At 54.1% G+C, this 16,919-nt stretch carries 11 protein-coding genes and 1 pseudogene; 4 read left to right on the top strand and 8 right to left on the bottom strand.

Going from position 1 to position 16,919, the window contains the following annotated elements:
- Nucleotides 1–27 precede the first annotated feature (27 nt).
- A complete protein-coding gene (locus tag BN2106_RS05220; RefSeq protein WP_050697497.1) occupies nt 28–462 on the bottom strand; it encodes a YaiI/YqxD family protein in 435 nt (144 codons plus the stop codon).
- Between the two features lie 149 nt (nt 463–611).
- Here BN2106_RS05220 and BN2106_RS05215 point away from each other — a divergent pair, with 149 nt between their 5' ends.
- Together BN2106_RS05215 and BN2106_RS05210 are read left to right on the top strand one after the other, a co-directional pair.
- Nucleotides 612–1,643: a threonine aldolase family protein gene (locus tag BN2106_RS05215; RefSeq protein ID WP_050697496.1), complete on the top strand. Its 1,032-nt coding sequence runs from the start codon at nt 612–614 to the stop codon at nt 1,641–1,643.
- A gap of 113 nt (nt 1,644–1,756) precedes the next feature.
- The gene (locus tag BN2106_RS05210; RefSeq protein ID WP_050697495.1) at nt 1,757–2,506 is read left to right on the top strand and encodes a hypothetical protein; all 750 of its coding nucleotides are present in this window, start codon (nt 1,757–1,759) and stop codon (nt 2,504–2,506) included.
- A 44-nt stretch (nt 2,507–2,550) separates the two neighbouring features.
- On the opposite strand, the gene BN2106_RS05205 is transcribed toward BN2106_RS05210, so the two are convergent.
- The 5 genes and pseudogenes from BN2106_RS05205 to BN2106_RS05185 form a co-directional block, all read right to left on the bottom strand.
- Nucleotides 2,551–3,738, bottom strand: coding sequence for an alanyl-tRNA editing protein (locus tag BN2106_RS05205; RefSeq protein ID WP_242846249.1), 1,188 nt, complete (start codon nt 3,736–3,738; stop codon nt 2,551–2,553).
- Nucleotides 3,735–4,294: pseudogene (locus BN2106_RS05200) on the bottom strand (hydrolase). Before BN2106_RS05200 ends, BN2106_RS05205 begins: the two are co-directional and overlap by 4 nt.
- Before the next feature lie 18 nt (nt 4,295–4,312).
- Nucleotides 4,313–5,374, bottom strand: coding sequence for an alcohol dehydrogenase (locus BN2106_RS05195; protein ID WP_050697494.1), 1,062 nt, complete (start codon nt 5,372–5,374; stop codon nt 4,313–4,315).
- A gap of 9 nt (nt 5,375–5,383) precedes the next feature.
- A complete protein-coding gene (locus BN2106_RS05190) occupies nt 5,384–5,605 on the bottom strand; it encodes a DUF1653 domain-containing protein (protein WP_050697599.1) in 222 nt (73 codons plus the stop codon).
- A gap of 131 nt (nt 5,606–5,736) precedes the next feature.
- Nucleotides 5,737–6,684: a tRNA modification radical SAM protein MnmL/YtqA gene (locus BN2106_RS05185; protein ID WP_050697493.1), complete on the bottom strand. Its 948-nt coding sequence runs from the start codon at nt 6,682–6,684 to the stop codon at nt 5,737–5,739.
- A gap of 144 nt (nt 6,685–6,828) precedes the next feature.
- Here BN2106_RS05185 and BN2106_RS05180 point away from each other — a divergent pair, with 144 nt between their 5' ends.
- A complete protein-coding gene (locus BN2106_RS05180) occupies nt 6,829–7,596 on the top strand; it encodes a TVP38/TMEM64 family protein (RefSeq protein ID WP_050697492.1) in 768 nt (255 codons plus the stop codon).
- Entirely contained in the window at nt 7,597–8,061 is a 465-nt protein-coding gene (locus BN2106_RS05175; protein WP_050697491.1) for a divergent PAP2 family protein, read from the top strand.
- A gap of 70 nt (nt 8,062–8,131) precedes the next feature.
- Here the strand turns inward: BN2106_RS05175 and pdaA are convergent, their stop codons facing one another.
- Nucleotides 8,132–8,941: a delta-lactam-biosynthetic de-N-acetylase gene (gene pdaA / locus BN2106_RS05170; protein WP_050697490.1), complete on the bottom strand. Its 810-nt coding sequence runs from the start codon at nt 8,939–8,941 to the stop codon at nt 8,132–8,134.
- Between the two features lie 153 nt (nt 8,942–9,094).
- Complete coding sequence (locus BN2106_RS05165; RefSeq protein WP_050697489.1) at nt 9,095–16,795, bottom strand: Ig-like domain-containing protein; 7,701 nt, start codon at nt 16,793–16,795, stop codon at nt 9,095–9,097.
- Nucleotides 16,796–16,919 lie beyond the last annotated feature (124 nt).

Raw genomic sequence — 16,919 nt, 5'->3', positions numbered from 1 at the left:
ACAAAAATCCTTTTTGGAGAAATGCAACTATCTATCATCCAAAAGCTGCACCAGCGCTGCCTCAAACGCCTCGTCATCCTGCCTGGTTCGCTTTTTCGCACCGGTGGTTCTTCCACCCGCACGGCGGACTTTCTGCCCCAAATGGCGTTCAAAAAGCAATTGGTCCATATTTCCGCTGTCATAATGCATTCCATTTTGATTCATCGCCCGCGCGCCTTTGCCCAGTGCCATTGCGGCAACGCCGTAGTCCTGTGTTACCACAAGGTCTCCCGGCTGCAACAGGTTTGCCAGGCGGATATCCGCGCTGTCCCGCCCTTTATCCACTGTGATCACCGTGCTGTACCCGTCGTTCCATACATGGCTGGTATCCAGCAGCATCACAACCGGCAGGCTTCTCTTTTTTGCCTGCCGCACAATGATCTCCTTCACCGGACAGGCATCTGCATCCACTAAAATCTGCATCTGTCTTTCTCACCGCCTAAACTATTTTCATATCTTAACTATTATATAGCAAACCATTGCAAATGGAAAGACGCCGGACGCCTTCTTTTCTCCGACAAAATGTGCTATACTGGTTTTAATAAATCTTTTGGAAAAGGACGGGAATCGGATTGAAGTACAGCTTTAAAAATGACTACAGCGAGGGCGCGCATCCAAAGCTTCTGGAAGCCTTACAGCTGGCAGGCTCCAAACAAAACGAGGGATATGGAAACGATGTCCACTGCAAAAATGCCGCTGACCGCATCCGGCGGGAAACAGGCAGGATGGATATTGACGTACACTTTCTGGAGGGCGGCACACAGGCGAATCTTACCGCCATGACCGCTTTTCTGCGTCCGCATGAGGCGGCAATTGCGGCAGAGACCGGACACATCGCCGGGCATGAGAGCGGCTCCATTGAGGCGACGGGCCATAAGGTGTGCACCGCTCTGGGAAAAGAGGGAAAACTGACACCGGAAGCCATTACAGGCGTATTGGCCGCACATCCGGACGAGCATATGGTCAAGCCCAAACTGGTGTATCTCTCCGATTCGACGGAACTTGGCACGGTCTATTCCAAAGCAGAGCTGCAGGCGTTAAGCGTCTGCTGTAAAGAACATGACCTGTATCTCTTTTTGGATGGTGCACGTCTGGGCTGCGCGCTTTGCGCCAGCGACTTAACACTGACGGACATCGCCACGCTGACGGATGCCTTTTACATCGGCGGAACCAAAAACGGTGCGCTGTTTGGAGAAGCACTGGTCATTTGCAATGATGCATTGAAACCGGATTTCCGTTACATTTTAAAACAGCGCGGCGGCATGCTGGCAAAAGGGCTCGCGCTCGGCGCGCAGTTTGAAGCGCTGTTTACGGACGGCCTCTATTATACGCTTGCGGAGCATGCCAACCAAACGGCGGAACTCCTCAAGGATGGATTCCGGGCAGAGGGCCTGCCGTTCCTGGCGGATTCCCCCACCAATCAGCTCTTCCCCATTCTCCCGAATGCGTTGATTGAGTCCCTTGCACGGGACTACGCCTTTGAGGTTCGGGAAGCCGTCGACGCGGACCATACCGCGATCCGCCTGGTCACCTCCTGGGCCACGCCGGAGGAAGCCGCACGGGAATTTGTGCGCGACCTGCACCTTCATGTACAGGCTTTATGAAAATTGGCAACAAGTCTGTAACAATAATTCACAAAATGTTTCTTTCTTTTTTGGACGAAAAGCGTTAAAATAGATGCGACTTAAGCGATCGTCCTAATAAGGAGGAATACAATATGATGAAAAAAGCGATGGCATTATTCATGGCAGCTGTGTTGGCTGTTGCAGCCTGTGCCTGCACCAATACGTCTGAGGAATCTTCCTCTTCTTCCAGCGAAACACCGTCTTCTACAGTCAGCAGCGTGCCACAGACGCTTACGTTTGACGGGATAGACTTTTCTTTCACCATTCCTGCCCGCTGGAGCAAGGAAAATTATACGGTCAAAGTAACCAAGGACGCCGTCATGGACGGGCAGGAAGTGGAATACGACAAGGTTGATTTCCTCTTTAAAGGAAACGCCGACCTTCCGCTACTCTCGTTATGGGCGGCTCCCAAAGCCTGGTGGGACGACCAGATTTCCGTTGGTGCGGCTTTGCCCACCCTGCTGCAGGAACAGGGCGATATTGTTTACCTGGCCGTACTGCCGGAAAATCCAACGGTTCCGGACGAGGAACTGGAGCTGTATCAGTCCATGGCCATTTCTGCGGACGAGGTAACAAACGGCTTTACCGTGACGGCTTCCCCCTCTTCTTCCAAAACGGAGAGTTCCTATATGGAGGGCATTTTGGAGGACGGAACCATCAATACCATCACCATTAAAACAGACGACGGAAAAGAATTGCTCTTTGACAAAGAAGGGGCAGAAGTCAACGCCCCGGACGGTTTGATCATCGGCGACCGGCTGCGCGTTTATTACAGCGGCTCCATCGAGGGGACGGATACGTCCGGCGTTGTTGTTTCTAAAGTTGAAAAAGTTTCTCAATAAATTTGCATTGCAAGTAAAAGGAGCGGCTCGCTGGCCGCTCCTTTTTATTTTCCGTATGATTGCATCCACTGTTCAAGAGCCTCCCGGTCTCCCTGCAAAGATCCCTGCACCAGCTCCGGCGTACCGCCGCCCCTTCCGGAAAATGTTTGGTTTAACGCCTTGCCCATCGGCCGCACATCCTCTTTACCGGCAATGGCATACTTCCACCCCTGCCGCTCATCTCCGGAAAAAACGGCAGCCAGTGGCACACGCGCACAAAGCATCAAACAAAATGTGCGCAGGTCGGCCGGCGAAAGCCCTTCTTCAAAAACACAGGCTTTTTCCTGCCCCTCCGGCAGGGAAGCCGCCTTTTGCGCAAAAATTTGCGCGCGCATTTGTCCCACCTGTTGTTTTAAAGCGTCGCGGTCCATGAGCAACCGCTCCACCGCCAAAACCACCTCTTCCGGTTTTGCAGAAAGCAAATTGGAAAGGGCCGCCACCTGCTTTGTCTTTTCGTCGTAGTCCTCCAATGCACGGCTCCCCAATTGAAGCGTAATACGCATACCGCCCTTGTAGCGCTGGGAGGCAACCACCTTGATAACGCCGACTTCCCCCGTCCTGGCGGTATGCAGCCCGCAGCATGCGCAGCTGTCGTAGCCCGGAACCGTTACAATCCGCACCTCACCGTCCAGCTCTTTCTTGCTGCGATAGGAAATATTTTTTAATTCTTCCCTCGTCGGGCACGCCGCTAAAACTGGAAGATCGGCGTAAACCGCCTCGTTTGCCAGCTTTTCAATGTTCTGCAATTGCTCTGTGGAAAGCTCGCCGTTAAAATCGACTGTGACCGCCTTTGCCCCCATATGGAATCCTACATTGTCCAGTTGGTAAAGACGGTTGGTGATGCCGGAGAGGATATGCTCACCGGTGTGCTGCTGCATCAGCAAAAAGCGGTGCGCCCAATTAATTTTCCCTTGCACCTCCACGCCAATCTCCAAAGGTCCGTCCGCCATATGTAGAATGTTCCCGTTTATTTCCTGCACATCCAACACCTTAACACAGCCCAGCACACCGGTGTCGGCAGGCTGCCCGCCGCCCTCTGGATAAAAAATGGTGCGGTCCAGCGTGACGGCATACCCCTGTTTGCACGGAGTACATCCCGTTACCTTTGCTGTAAACTCCTTTTGATACGGATCGGCGTAATACAGCCGCTCCGTCGTCGTCTGCTCCATGGACATTTCCTCCGCTTTTTTCATTCTGTTTCCTGAGTCAGGCTGCGCATGGCTAAAATGGTCTTTTCCATCAGGTCTTCCAACGTCCAGCCAAGCATGTCCGCGCCTGCCTGGATCACATCGCGAGAACAGCCCGCCGCAAAGCTCGGCGTTTTAAATTTCTTTTTTACTGACTTCACTTCCAGATCGGATACACTTTTAGAAGGCCGCATCAGCGCGACCGCGCCGATCAAGCCGGTCAGCTCATCCGTCGCATACAAAACCTTTTCCATGATGTGCTCCGGCTTACTATCTACCATGGGATAGGAGTGGCTTGCCGTAGCGCGGATAATCCGTTCATCTATCTCCTTCTCCCGCATGATCTCCTGACTTTTTATGCAGGCTGTTCCGGGAACTGCTCATAATCCAGATCGTGCAGCAGTCCAACGACTTTCCAGAAGTCCACCTGCTCCGGGTCCAGCTCCTGCGCAAACCAGCCCATGACGCCGGAGACAATTTGGGCGTGCTTTAAATGAAATTCCTCCTGATTATATTGTTCCAGTAACGCTTGCGCTTCCCCCAAGGTTGGTATTTTACCCAAGGTATTTCATCCTTTCTCTTAAATATGATGAACAGGCGGCGTAACCGCCCATTTGATACATCCGTCCAATTTGTTTGCAAAAACCCGGTATCCCTCCAATATTTCTTCCAGAGGCGCGCGGTGGGTAATCAGAAAATCGGTGTTCAGCCTTCCACAGGCAATCAGCTCCATCAGCCGGTCGCAATGAACAGCATCCACACCGCCGGTCTTGAAAATCAGATTTTTCCCGTACATCTGGTGCAGCGGAAGCGATTGCGCTTCCTCATACATGGCAACCAAAGCGACCACCGCGTTGGGCCTTGCAATCTGCCACGCCAGCTGGAACGTGCCGTCACCGCCCGCCGCTTCAATGACCGCGTCCGCGCCGCGCCCATTGGTCAAGGCCCAAATGCATGCCGACGCATCTTCCTTGGCGGGATTGACAATCTGCGTTGCAAGCCCCTGTTGCTTTCCGAGCTGCAGACGGGTTTCGTCAACGTCCAAAAGAACGATTTTGCCCGCGCCGAACAGCTTTGCACACATGGCAGCGCAAAGCCCCACCGGACCCGCTCCGATCACCGCCACCGTATCTCCCGGCCTGATTTCCGCCAGCTCCGCGCCAAAATAGCCGCTGGAAAGGATGTCGCCCAAAAAGAGCGCATTCTCATCGGTTACCGTGTCGGGAATGCGCGTCAGGCCCATATCCGCATAGGGAACGCGCACATACTCCGCCTGGCATCCATCGATCCGGCATCCTAACTCCCACCCGCCATGCGCACAGTTGTTAATAAATCCCTGCCGGCAGAACCAGCAGTCCCCACAGAATGTGATGCAATTGGCGGCGACGCGCTCGCCCGTTTTCCGGTGTTTCACACCGGACCCAACTGAAACGATTTCTCCCACAAACTCATGCCCCAACACGGTATGCGGCACCGCCCGCGGAACCGCGCCGTGCAGAATATGCAGGTCGCTTGTACAGATGGTGGAAAGCGTCACCTTGACAATTGCATCCTCCGGCTGTTGAATTTGGGGAATTGGACGTTCCTCCAGAGAAATTTGTCCGCTTCCATGGCATACCGCAGCCAACATAGTACGTTTCATTTCATCCCTCTATTCTCCAATATAGGTAAAACGTTTGCCCGTATATCCATCGCGTTCCACGATCTCCTCCCACATGGCGGCGGGGCGCACCCAGATTCCGTGTTCTCCATATAAGGCCTGATAGACCACCATCCATTCCTGTGTTTCTGAATGCCGCGCCAAATACAGCACACGGTATTCGCCGCCCTTAAAATGCCGGTACCGCCCCGGGCGTATTGGTAATTCCTGCATCAACTTCTCCTCTTCCTTCAAAAAAATCTCTTTTAGTGTGTTTTTCACCCCTGTATCCATTGGCCCTTGGAGGAGTTTTTTGCTTTTCTTTTCCAGTCTGCTTGACTTTTTCCCCGAACCCTCGTACACTTTTAAACGGATGTCTCGTGAAAGCGGGCCCCCTGACAGGTTTCCCGGCGAGCAAGCTCCCTGTCAATCCCGCCGAGTACCGCGATTTTATCAATGCTCCAAAGCGGTGCGAGAAGCATGGCACGTTCCCCATCGCCGGTTATCCGCTCCACGACGGTTTGCGGCGGAAACAGTTCCAGTTGGGAACAAACCGTCTGTATGTATGCATCGCGCGTCATAGGTTCTATTTTTCCGGCGACCAAGTCCGCCGCGAGCGGTGTTCCTTTTAAGATGTGAAGCAAATGAATTTTTACAGCGCCGGGCCGCAGCAGACCGACAACACGCGCTGTTTCCAGCATCATACCGGTATCCTCTCCCGGCAATCCATCGATCAGATGGACGCAGGTGCGTATGCCATGCTTTTGCAGCGCATCATAGGCATTGAGAAATTCGGGATAGGTATGTCCTCGATTGATGCGCTCCGCGGTGCGGTCGTGAACCGTTTGCAGCCCGAGCTCCACTGTCAGATAGGTGCGACGGGACAACTCCTGTAAATACGAAACGGTCTCCGGCTCCAAAGCATCTGCTCTGGTCGCAATACTCAAACCGCAAACCCCCGGAACCGCCAGCGCCTCTTCAAACAGGCAGCGTAAAACCGGGAGCGGCGCATAGGTGTTGGTATGTGCCTGAAAATAGGCGATTACCGGCGCGTCCTTCCACTTTCTATGGATACGCTCCTGTTCCTTTTGTATTTGTTCCGGTACGCTAAGCAGCGGGCCATGCGTAAATGCGCCGCTGCCGCCCTGGCAATACGTACAGCCCCCCGTCCCTTTGGTCCCGTCCAAATTGGGACAGGTCATTCCAGCATCGATAACCGCCTTGAAAACACGCCGCCCAAACACCTCTTTCAGGTGATAGGCAAGCGTGTGATATCGTTTATTATCATCCGCATAGGGAAACGGATTCTTCATAACTGCCCTTCTTTTTCTGCGGCGTATTTCTATTTTGGCAAAGAAGATCATTGTAAGATTTCTTTAAGAAATAGATGCGCAGACTTGTAAGATTTTACTTGTAGAATAACACGCAGAACAAAAAAGTGCAAGGGGCGTTATGATATGACAAAAGAAGGACAACTTTGTTTCAGCAAGACCACCCATCGTTCTGCGAAAACGGCCGGTGAACCGGTCAACGATCCGGCATACCTGCGCCGGAAAAGATTGGTCAGCCTGTTTTCTCTCATCGTTTTTCTGGTGCTTTCCGTTGTTTTTGCTGCAACCGCGGGGCAGAAAATGATCGAGTTTATTTCCGATGGAAAAGCATTTCAACAGTGGGTGGAACAGCAGGGGATTCTTGGCCCATTGGCTTTGATCGGCATTATGACTTTACAGGTAGTCGTCGCCATCATCCCCGGCGAGGTTGTGGAAATTGGCGCGGGCTACGCCTTTGGCGCAGTGGAAGGAATGTTCCTCTGCCTGATCGGCGCGGCTATTGGTTCCGCTATTATCTACGGGTTTACCAAATGGTTTGGTATTCGTGTGGTGGAGGCCTTTGTCTCCCGGGAAAAAATCCAGTCCCTTCAATTTTTACAGGATGCCAGCCGGCTGAATCTATTAATTTTTATTCTCTTTTTTATTCCGGGTTCCCCCAAGGACATTTTAACTTATCTGGTTGGCCTGACGCCGATGAAACTCAAGACCTTCCTGATCCTCTCCAGCATTGCCAGGATTCCGTCCGTTATCACCTCCACCATTGGAGGAGCGGCGCTTGGCGAGCAAAATTATCCGTTTGCTGTACTTGTCTTTGTTGTGACGGGAGTGATCAGTGCGGCAGGCCTGTTGCTCTACCGAAGAATCACCTTACAGAAACAGAAAGAAGGAAAATAAATGAATTGGCAGCTCCTGATCAGCAACCGAATCATTAATGTTGGGTTCATCTCCTGGATGCTTTCCCAGCTGATTAAAACAGGGATTTACCTTCTGCAAAACCGGAAATTCAACATTAAACGGCTGTCTGAATCGGGTGGAATGCCAAGCGCACATTCCGCACTGGGCTGTTCCGTCGCCATTGCGACCGTACAGGAAATGGGCTTTGTCTCCCCCATGTCCGCCATTGTTTTGACATTTGCGGCGGTCATCATGTATGACGCAATGGGGGTACGGCGTGCCGCCGGAGAACAGGCGAAGGCCATTAACCAGATCACGGACTATCTGGAAGAAAACGATTCCTCCGGAAAAGCAGCCTCTTTGAGAGAATCCATCGGTACATTGGAAATCTCTTTGGGGCATACGCCCTTCGAGGTCCTCTGCGGGGCGCTGCTCGGCATCTGTGTGGCGCTGCTTTCGGCTTAGAAAATGCAAAAATAAAGGCGGCCTGTTTCCGTTGACCGGAAACAGGCCGCCTTTTATGTATATCATCAGATCATCCCGTGCACAGGTCGTTCAGCGTGCCGAAGGTATACCCTTCCGCTTCCCATTTGCCTAAAAGCTCATCCAGTATCTCTGCATTGGTCTTGGAGGTGCTGTGCAGCAGCACAATGGCGCCCGGATGGATGCGCGGCAGCAGCTTGCTGTAAGCTTCTTCTTTGGTCGGCTGTTTATCCACATACCAATCAACATATGCAAGGCTCCAGAATATCGTTTTATACCCCAGCTCCTGTGCCTGTTTCAAATTGCTTTCGCTGTATTTTCCCTGTGGAGGCCGGTAAAACTTTTGCATTTCCTGGCCGGTCGTCTCCTTATAAAGCTGCTCCAGATCGTTGATTTCCTTTTTAAAGGACTCCATATCGGAGATTTTAGACATATCTGGATGATGGTAGGTGTGGTTGCCGACAATATGGCCTTCCGCTACCATGCGTTTAATCAGATCCGGGCTGGTTTCTATGTAGTTGCCCACTACGAAAAAAGTCGCTTTTACATTGTGCTTTTTCAACGCGTCCAGGATCGCTGGTGTATAGCCGTTTTCATATCCCGCATCGAAGGTCAGATAGAGCACTTTTTTAGACGGATCCCCCGCATAATATGCATCGTACTGCTTCAGGAAATCTGCAGAGGCATTTCCAACCGGCGTTTTTCCCTCTTCCTGAAAACTCAATCCCCAGTTGGTGTTGGCAGATGCGGACGCCGCTACACTTGCGGGTGAAAGCTTACGAAACGCCAATGGTACTGCCAGCAGGAGCAGCAGGCACAGGATCGCTGCGATAATCTGTTTCTTTTTAATTACAATAATCATAAATTCTCACCGTCACTTTTCTCAGTCGTCAACATAAAATATGCACCGCTGCTTCCGTATATGCTATTCTGCTCAACAAAAAGGACCGCACCCTCAGCTGTTGCCAAGGGTGCGGTCCTGTTGTTCAGGTTGTCAATCGATTCGTCTGGAAACTCAGCCGATGGTTACCACACAATGCTTCTGCGGATTCTGGCCCGGCAGAGTCGTGTACACGCCCGTGCTCTCGCCCGGCTTGCCGGTCGCCCACACTCTGTAGTAGTAATCGTTGCCGATCTTCGCTACAAACTGCGTCTTCAATACGCCACCATTGCCTACGGTGAAGCTCGGTACCGTATTTGCATTGCCGTTGACCACCGTCATCTTGAAGCAGTACGCGCTGCCTCTCTTCAGTACAAACGGAAGCGTTGTGTCGGAACGGACGCTCGCCTGTGCGGTTACGCCCTGCGCCGCCGCTACCAGTGGGGAGGTCTGTGCCGACGCTGTGCCCGCGCCGCCGTAGCTGTTGCCGGAAGAGCCGGAATTACCGCCGGACGGCTTGCTGCTGTTGTGGTTGTCATGCAGCTTGTCCCACGCATCCTGCAATCCTTCACACGCGCTGTCCACGTCTGCCTGCGTCGCCTGCGGATTGTTCATAGCATTCTCCGCGATGGCGCGTCTGGCCTCGTAATATGCCACTTTCTCCGCCGGATAGCCGCTCAGGTCCACATTCGCCGTGCGATCCAGGATCGCCTTCAGCGCATCCTTGTTCGGAATCTTCTGCAGGTTGGCAATCGCTACGGTCAGCGTCTTCGCCGCCGCGTCGATCTGTGCCTGTGTTGCGTCCGCCGGCAGTTCTTTTGCCGCCTTCAGCGCTTCCTTGAAGGCATCCTGTCCAATCGGCAGATACTCGCTGTCAAGTACGCTTTCGATTCTCTCCGCCTCTTCCAGAAGCTTCTGGAGCCCGCTCCAGTTCGTCGTTACAAGCTTCAACTCCATGATCGCGTCATACAGGGCTTCTGTCGCTGTCTTGACGTCGTTCTCCAGCGCGTTCTTGTCCTGCTCCACAGCCTTGGCTTCGCTCAGCTTTGCCTGCATGGCCGCCCAGCTTGCCGCGGTGTAGTTCGCCTCCTGGAGGCCTTCCGCAACCGCGATCATGTCGCGCAGGTCTTCCTTGTCGCCCGCACGGAATTCCAGGTAATGGATCATGTGCAGCAGGTCGCTCCACGCCTTGTTGATCTCCGCCTGTGTCGCGGTCGCGTCCTCATTCACAGCCTTTGCTGTGTTGTACGCCGCCATGAACTGCGTCTTCACATCCGGCACCAGAACTTCCACGTCGCCCGCGTCGATGCGCTCCTTCGCGTAATCGACAATCAGGCCCAGGACGCTCTTGTCCGTCACTTCAAATGTGAAGTTTAGTGCGGTCTCTTCTTTGCCCATGGTGAAATCATAGTTGTAGGTGCTGCCGCTGATCATTGCCGACTCCGCATCGCCCACTGTGACGGAGCGGAACATCCGGCCGCTGAGACGCGGCTCAAAGGTGAACCGGTACGCTGTTCCCTCTTCCGCCTTCTGCACCTGGTATCTGCCGATCTTATCCGCAATCGGCTGTGCTTCTCCATTGACCTTCAGCGTCACATTGGAGCCGTAGGTCACCGTCAGAGCTTGCGGCTCTTCCGGTCCGGCCGCTTTCACGGTCACATTACAGGTTGCGCTGTGATCGCCGTCCACTGTGCGAACGGTGACCACCGTGGTTCCGGATTTCTTCGCTGTGACAACGCCGTCCTCCACGGTTGCAACCGTCGGGTCTTCGGACGTCCATGTGACGTTCTTGTTCGTCGCATTCTCCGGCAGGACCGTCGCGGTCAATGTATCCGTTGTGCCCTCTTCCAGAGTCAGGTTCGTCTTGTCCAGCGTGACGCCCGTCACAGCCACAGTCTTTACGACCACGGCGAACTGGCCCATCCACTCGGCGCTCGTGCCGAGCTTTGCCACGCCGTCTGCGCCCAGCAGGACCGCGTAGTTCATCATCTGCACCGGTGTGCAGTCTTCCACTTCATAACCGCTGTTCATCGTCACCTTGATGTTGCGCTGTGTCAGGTCCTTCACCTGGAACCGGCTGGAATCCGTGTAGGAATCCACCGTGAAGGTGAAGGAGCCGATTTCCTGCCTCTCCAGGTTTTGCGCTACGATCGGAATCGTAATCACATTCTCCGTGAAGTCGCGCAGCGGCAGAACCAATGTCTGATCTCTTCCAATCATGTCCGCTGTCGGGACAATTGCCGGGATATCCACCGGCGGCAGTTTGGAGGTGATACAGCCGATATTCGTGCCGACCTTGACCTCTTCGCCATTGTAGATGAATTTGCACTTGCCGTAGTTGTCGCAGCTGACCTTCTTGCCGTTGACCGTCAGCCAATAGCCGTAGTCGCTGGTCGAGCCGCTTCCCCACTTCTTGCCGTACTCGTAGCCGAACTGCAGGCTGTCTCCTACCTTCACATCCACTTCAAAGCTTGTTTGCAGCAGGCCGCCCACGTTGCTCAGCATGACAACATAATGGACATATTGATCAACCGGCTGGTCTGTGACTTCGTCCACGCCTTCGCCGACGCCGACTTCGCACAGAACCGGATGCCCATTGTTAATTGTGGAGTCAAAGCCCCACTTTGCCCAATTGGAATGGCTGGAAGCGTTGGTATTCAGTTCCAATGCAAACGCATGGCTCTTCAGCTCTTCCGTCGTTTTCCCAACGGACGTGTCGGTCAGGCTGGAAGAAACAGATCCACAGCCAAGAGCGGTCGCATTGTTGTAATAACCGTTGACGATCGCCGTTCCGCCGCCTTCGAGGGTACCGGTCAAACCGCCAACCCATTCAGAGCCTTCGCCCGCGTTGACCACGCCGGAAGCAAAGCTGTTGCTGAGCCAGCCCTTTTCGCCGCCGGAGGAACCGTTGATCGTACCGGTCAAACCGCCGATGCGTTTGCCAGTGGCTGTAACCGTACCGGTTGCAAAGCTGTTGCTGATCTTTGCCTTCTGTGCGTTGCCAACCAAACCGCCGGTGTGAATATGACTTTCAACGTTTGTATTCGTAGAGGTCACATCGCCGGTCGCATAGCAGTTGGTGATCTCGGTCTTGCTGTTGCCGCTGTAGCTGCCGACCAGGCCGCCCAGCTTTGCAATGCCCTGCACCGGGATTTCCGCATAGCAGTTCTTCAGCGTGGTGGAAAGCGCGACGCCCGCCAAACCGCCGATTTCGCTGCCGGTGCCCACGACCTTGCTGTCCGCGTTGGCCGCTTTGACACCACAGCCAATGAGGGTCGTTTCGTTGGCATAACCGATCAGGCCACCAACGTAGGTTTTTCCCTTCACACTAACGACTTCCACCGTCAGGTTCCGGATGGTCGTGCCCCTGGTGTATCCAAAGAGTCCAGCGTACATTGCATCGCCGGTATCCACCTTCAGGCCACGGATGGTCTTGTTGTTGCCGTCAATAATACCGCCAAACGGTCTGTTGCGGTCCACGCCGATCGGCGTCCAAGTCTCCGCATAGTCGGAAAGGTCAATATCGTTGACAATCTTAAAGTACTTCGGAGAATAGGTGCTGGACAAGTTCCGGATTGCGTTCAGTTCTTTTGCTGTGGTGATCATGTACGGGTCTTCCTCCGTACCGGAGCCCTTCGGCATACCGGCCGGCGTCATTGTAATATGTGCATCTCCGTACTTGGTCGGATCATCCACAGAGGTCGCACGCACGGTAAAGATATCGTACGGTTCGTTCTCATCAACTGTCAGCAAGCCATTTTCGTCGATAGACGTTTTGCTGTCCGGATGCGCGCCGACAATGCTCCAGGTGACGTTCTGCGTCACATTGGTTCCCTCTACGGTCGCCAGGAACTGTTCTGTCGTACCCTTCTCGATCTTTTCGCTCGGATGGGTCACCTTGACGGCGGTTACTTCCGGCTGAATTTCACCGATGGTAATTTCCAGCGCCTTTGGGGTACCGAACGGATACAGTGCCGCGTCTCCGGAAACCGGGGCCAGATCCAGCGCGATCGGTGTAATCGTCTGATCAAGCGGAACGCTGCGGACAATATCCGGCAGGTTGTAAGCGCCTGTTACATCAAAGCCCGCTCTTTTAAGTTCGCCTTCATCAAACTTAAAGCCATTGTACTTGGTACCATCCAACTCCGTCAAATAGGTCGGATAAAAGCTTTTTCCGCTGGGAATACGGATTTCCAGCCGGAAATATGGATCCGGTGTGGGTTGTCCGTCAATGTACGGCGGCTGATACTTTTTCCACTGTACCGTTGCTGTTTTGCCTTCTTCCAAACCGAGGGTAAACGCCTTTTCGCCGTTGACAACAAAGTCATAATAGGCCTTGGGAGGCGGCACTCTCTTCAAAGTGAAGGTGATGACCGGCGCACCGGTTACGGTCTTACCGTTAATTTTAACATTGCCAGCCATCGTATATTCCGCCGTGGCAGTCTGAACCGCCGGGTTAAGCAGATACGCATCGGACGGACTGACCGCCGTGATCGTCTTCGCCGGGTCGCCCAGATACAGGGTCTCCGTCGCAGTGCTCACCACTTCGTTGTTCAGGGTGTACTGAATCGTAACTTCTTTGGTCTGCTCCGGAATCGTTACTGTAAAGCTGACAGTGGACGGAATGGCAACATCGTTTCCATCCGCATCCCTGGTCACATTGATTGTTGTATAGGTCTTTCCGCTCAGTTTTGCGCCCTTATCCTTGTACTCGGGAATATCATTGAGCGTTGCGCTGACAGTGAACTCATCGTCATAAAGACCCGCTACCTTCTGAATGGTTCCAAGAATTTCACCGTTTTGGTCCACATATTGGACGGTAAAGGGAACATCCGGTGACTTACTGTTTGTCTGAATATCCGTCTCCGCCGGAGTTTCTGCCGTTGGGGAAAGGGTATATTCCGCCGGATCCGGAATGGCACGGACCTTCTGCAGTCCGCCGACCACTTGCCTGTCGCCACTGACCGGCATCGCAATTACCGGCGCAATCGCCGCCGCGTCAAACGTCAGGTCGTCCCGCAGCATGGAGCCGTTGATTGTCGGCACATATCCGTTCTGCTCCTGAACCCACACCCACTTGACAACGGCATTTTCTCCCACCGGGACAACAAGCTGCATGCAGTTTTTCAAAGCGTACGGATGGAAGATATACGTCCGGGTCTCGCCTGACGGTGTTGTCAAACCGATGACCGCATCCTCCAGCGCTTTCTTGGCATCGTCAACCTGCTGCTGGGTCGCATTGTCGTTTGCCAGCACCAGTCCGGCGGCTTCAAGCGCCGTGACAAAAGCCTGCCAGGAGGACTGCGTATACTCGCCCTGTTCTTTATCCTTATGAATGTTATAGAGCTCCTGCAGCGCATCCTTATTTACGGAAGGCGGCGTCGGCTCATCTGTCGCATATACGTTGATCTCCTGCGCACTGCCGAAGCTGTTGGCCGGGTCACCGTAGGTTGTCAGGCTTCTCAAACGAATCTTGTTTGCCTGCACCGGCGTCTCGAGCACAATCGTCTTGAGTGCTGCGTCGTTTGCCCAAGTACCGCTCGCCACCTGCGTCCACGCGCTGTCGGGCGTATCTGCAACCGAGGTAGCATCGTTGTTTACTTCCAGGACATACTGGCCAAACCGTCCGTTGGGGCTGCCGCCGGAAGTTCTGGGCTGGTACTCCACTTTTGCCACATAGTAAGATTCGGACAAATTATTGCTCAGACCCCACGCAATCCAGTGATTCGGCTGAACATTCTGTGTCCAGTGGGAATGCCACCAGGTATCCTGTCTGCCATCAAAAGCCCATCTTGCCGGACCGTCTCCGGAGGAACCGCTGGTGGTGTGCTCGCTGTCCGCCACAACTGTCGCGGCCATCGGCGCCTGGTCCAGCTTGGTATACGGGATGGCAACCAGTGCGTCGATCGCAGCCTGCAGTGCATCATACGCTGCCAGATACTCCGCCGCCGTTGCAAAACTGTTCTCCTGAACGGTACGGGCCGCAGCCAGCTCGTCCCGCAGCGCCGCGAGGGACTCAGCCGTGTAATCGCCGCTCAGCAGTGCTTCTGCCTGGTCGCAGAGCTGTCCCAAAATGGCCTGCTCGTACGTTGCATCGTCGTCCGCCAGATAAAAAATAACCGGGCGCACAGTTTTCACGTCGTTGTCCACATTGCCAAACTGTGCGATGCGAATGTAATCCCCTGCCGCGACTTCCGCAACCGTCAGATCGGTGGTTGCCGTGGTGGTCGGGGCACCGCTCTTAACCGTATAGGTGCGCAGGACTTCCTCCACCGCACTTTGGGTTCCCTTGGAAATCTGCACCAGCGCTTCATTGGGTTTGGTCGCCGTGATTTCAGTCTCAAAGGAAATACGGATGCGACCGGCCTGCGGCGCTTTCCATGCATACGCCACGCCGTCATAGCTGGAGTTGGCGCCAAACAGGGATACCATGATATCCTGTCCGATTTTGCCCCAATCCGTGTTGCTACCGAAGGTCGTTTCCGCCCAAGCCGATTCAGACGTATTCCAGTTGGTAAAGTCCGCCCAGCTCTGGTCTGCTTTGACCCGCTTCTGGTAGAACCAGACCGGGCCGTCGTTGTTGCCGTCCGTCTTCCACTCGCTGTAATGCGAATAGGAATCCAGTGTCGGTTCAGGATCTGTAGAAGAATCAAAGCCTTCTCCCACGCCAAACAGCGTCGGGAATCCGCTCTCATTGTAAGTCCAATCGATCCAACTTGCGTCCGTGGTGCTGTTCATGTCATCCACAAACGCCTCGCTCTGCATTTCTTCCATGGATTTCGGAGTCAGATCCGTGGGTTCATCGCACTTGCTTGCCAGATTGAATCCATTTTCAATGGCATCGCTGTAATAGTTGACGCCCGCGCCGGTGCCCTCTCCGGAGAGATACGCAATCGCGCCCGCGCCGCCTTCCTGCACAGTGCCCGCAAAATAACAATTTTCCACTGTTCCGGCATGCTTGTAGCCTGTAGCTCCGACGTTGTCGCTCTTCATGGAACCGACCAAGCCGCCGATAAATTGGGAACTGCTGCCTCTTGTGCTGATGTTGCCCGTGGCAAAGCTGTTATACAGGCTGGCGCCGTTCAGCGCGCCGACCAGACCGCCTGCGCTACTGCTTCCGCTGCGCACGTCGCCCGTGGTGAAGCAATTCTTAATTGCGTCCTCCGTGTCGTATTCCGTGTTGGTTTTCTCGCCTTGATAGATTCCCACCAAGCCGCCAACCGGGCTGCAGCTGACATTGCCCAGCACGTCGATGGATGTGAAGCAGCCATCGATGACCGTGCGGTTTGCTTCGCCCACCAGACCGCCGAGATCGGTATTCGTGCCGGAAATGTAGCTGTCCGCGTCCATTCCCACCACGCCGGAATTCAGAATTGCACCGCCAACCACATAACCGGCGATGCCACCCACCTCGTTTTTACCGCTGATGAAGTTGACCTCCACAAGCAGATTGCTGACAGACGCATCCCTCATGTACCCAAACAGGCCCAGTTTGCTCCCAAGCCGGTCGTCCTGCGTCAGCCCGCTGATGGTATGGCTGGCGCCGTCAAAGGTGCCTTTGAATTCGGCGTCTATTTTGCCGATGGGTTCCCAATTGCCCTCCGGCAGCGTCAGGCTTTTGCCCAGGCGGTAAGACGCCTCCAGATCATTGCGGACCGCATTCAGCTGCGCGACCGTTGTGATCTCATACGGGTCTTCCACCGTTCCGGCTCCGCCCGCAAAGGCGGATGCTCCCGTGTCTTTTGCCGCAAACGCCATGGTACCCGTAAAGGTACTCAAGAGCAGTGTCAGCGACAGAAACAACGACAGAAGCTTTGTTGAACGTTTTTGTCTCATTTCTTTCCTTTACCTCCTTCTTCACGTTTCCAAGATATCCTTCCGGCGGACAACCACGTCCGCCATTTCTCCTTTCCCGCGCCATCCCTCCTTCTCATTGACTGCATCATGCTCTACCATTTAT

The organism is Anaeromassilibacillus senegalensis, assembly GCF_001261775.1.
GTDB lineage: Bacteria > Bacillota > Clostridia > Oscillospirales > Acutalibacteraceae > Anaeromassilibacillus > Anaeromassilibacillus senegalensis.
The sequence above is the reverse complement of the archived record's forward strand: the minus strand, read 5'-3'. Positions and strand labels throughout refer to the sequence as shown.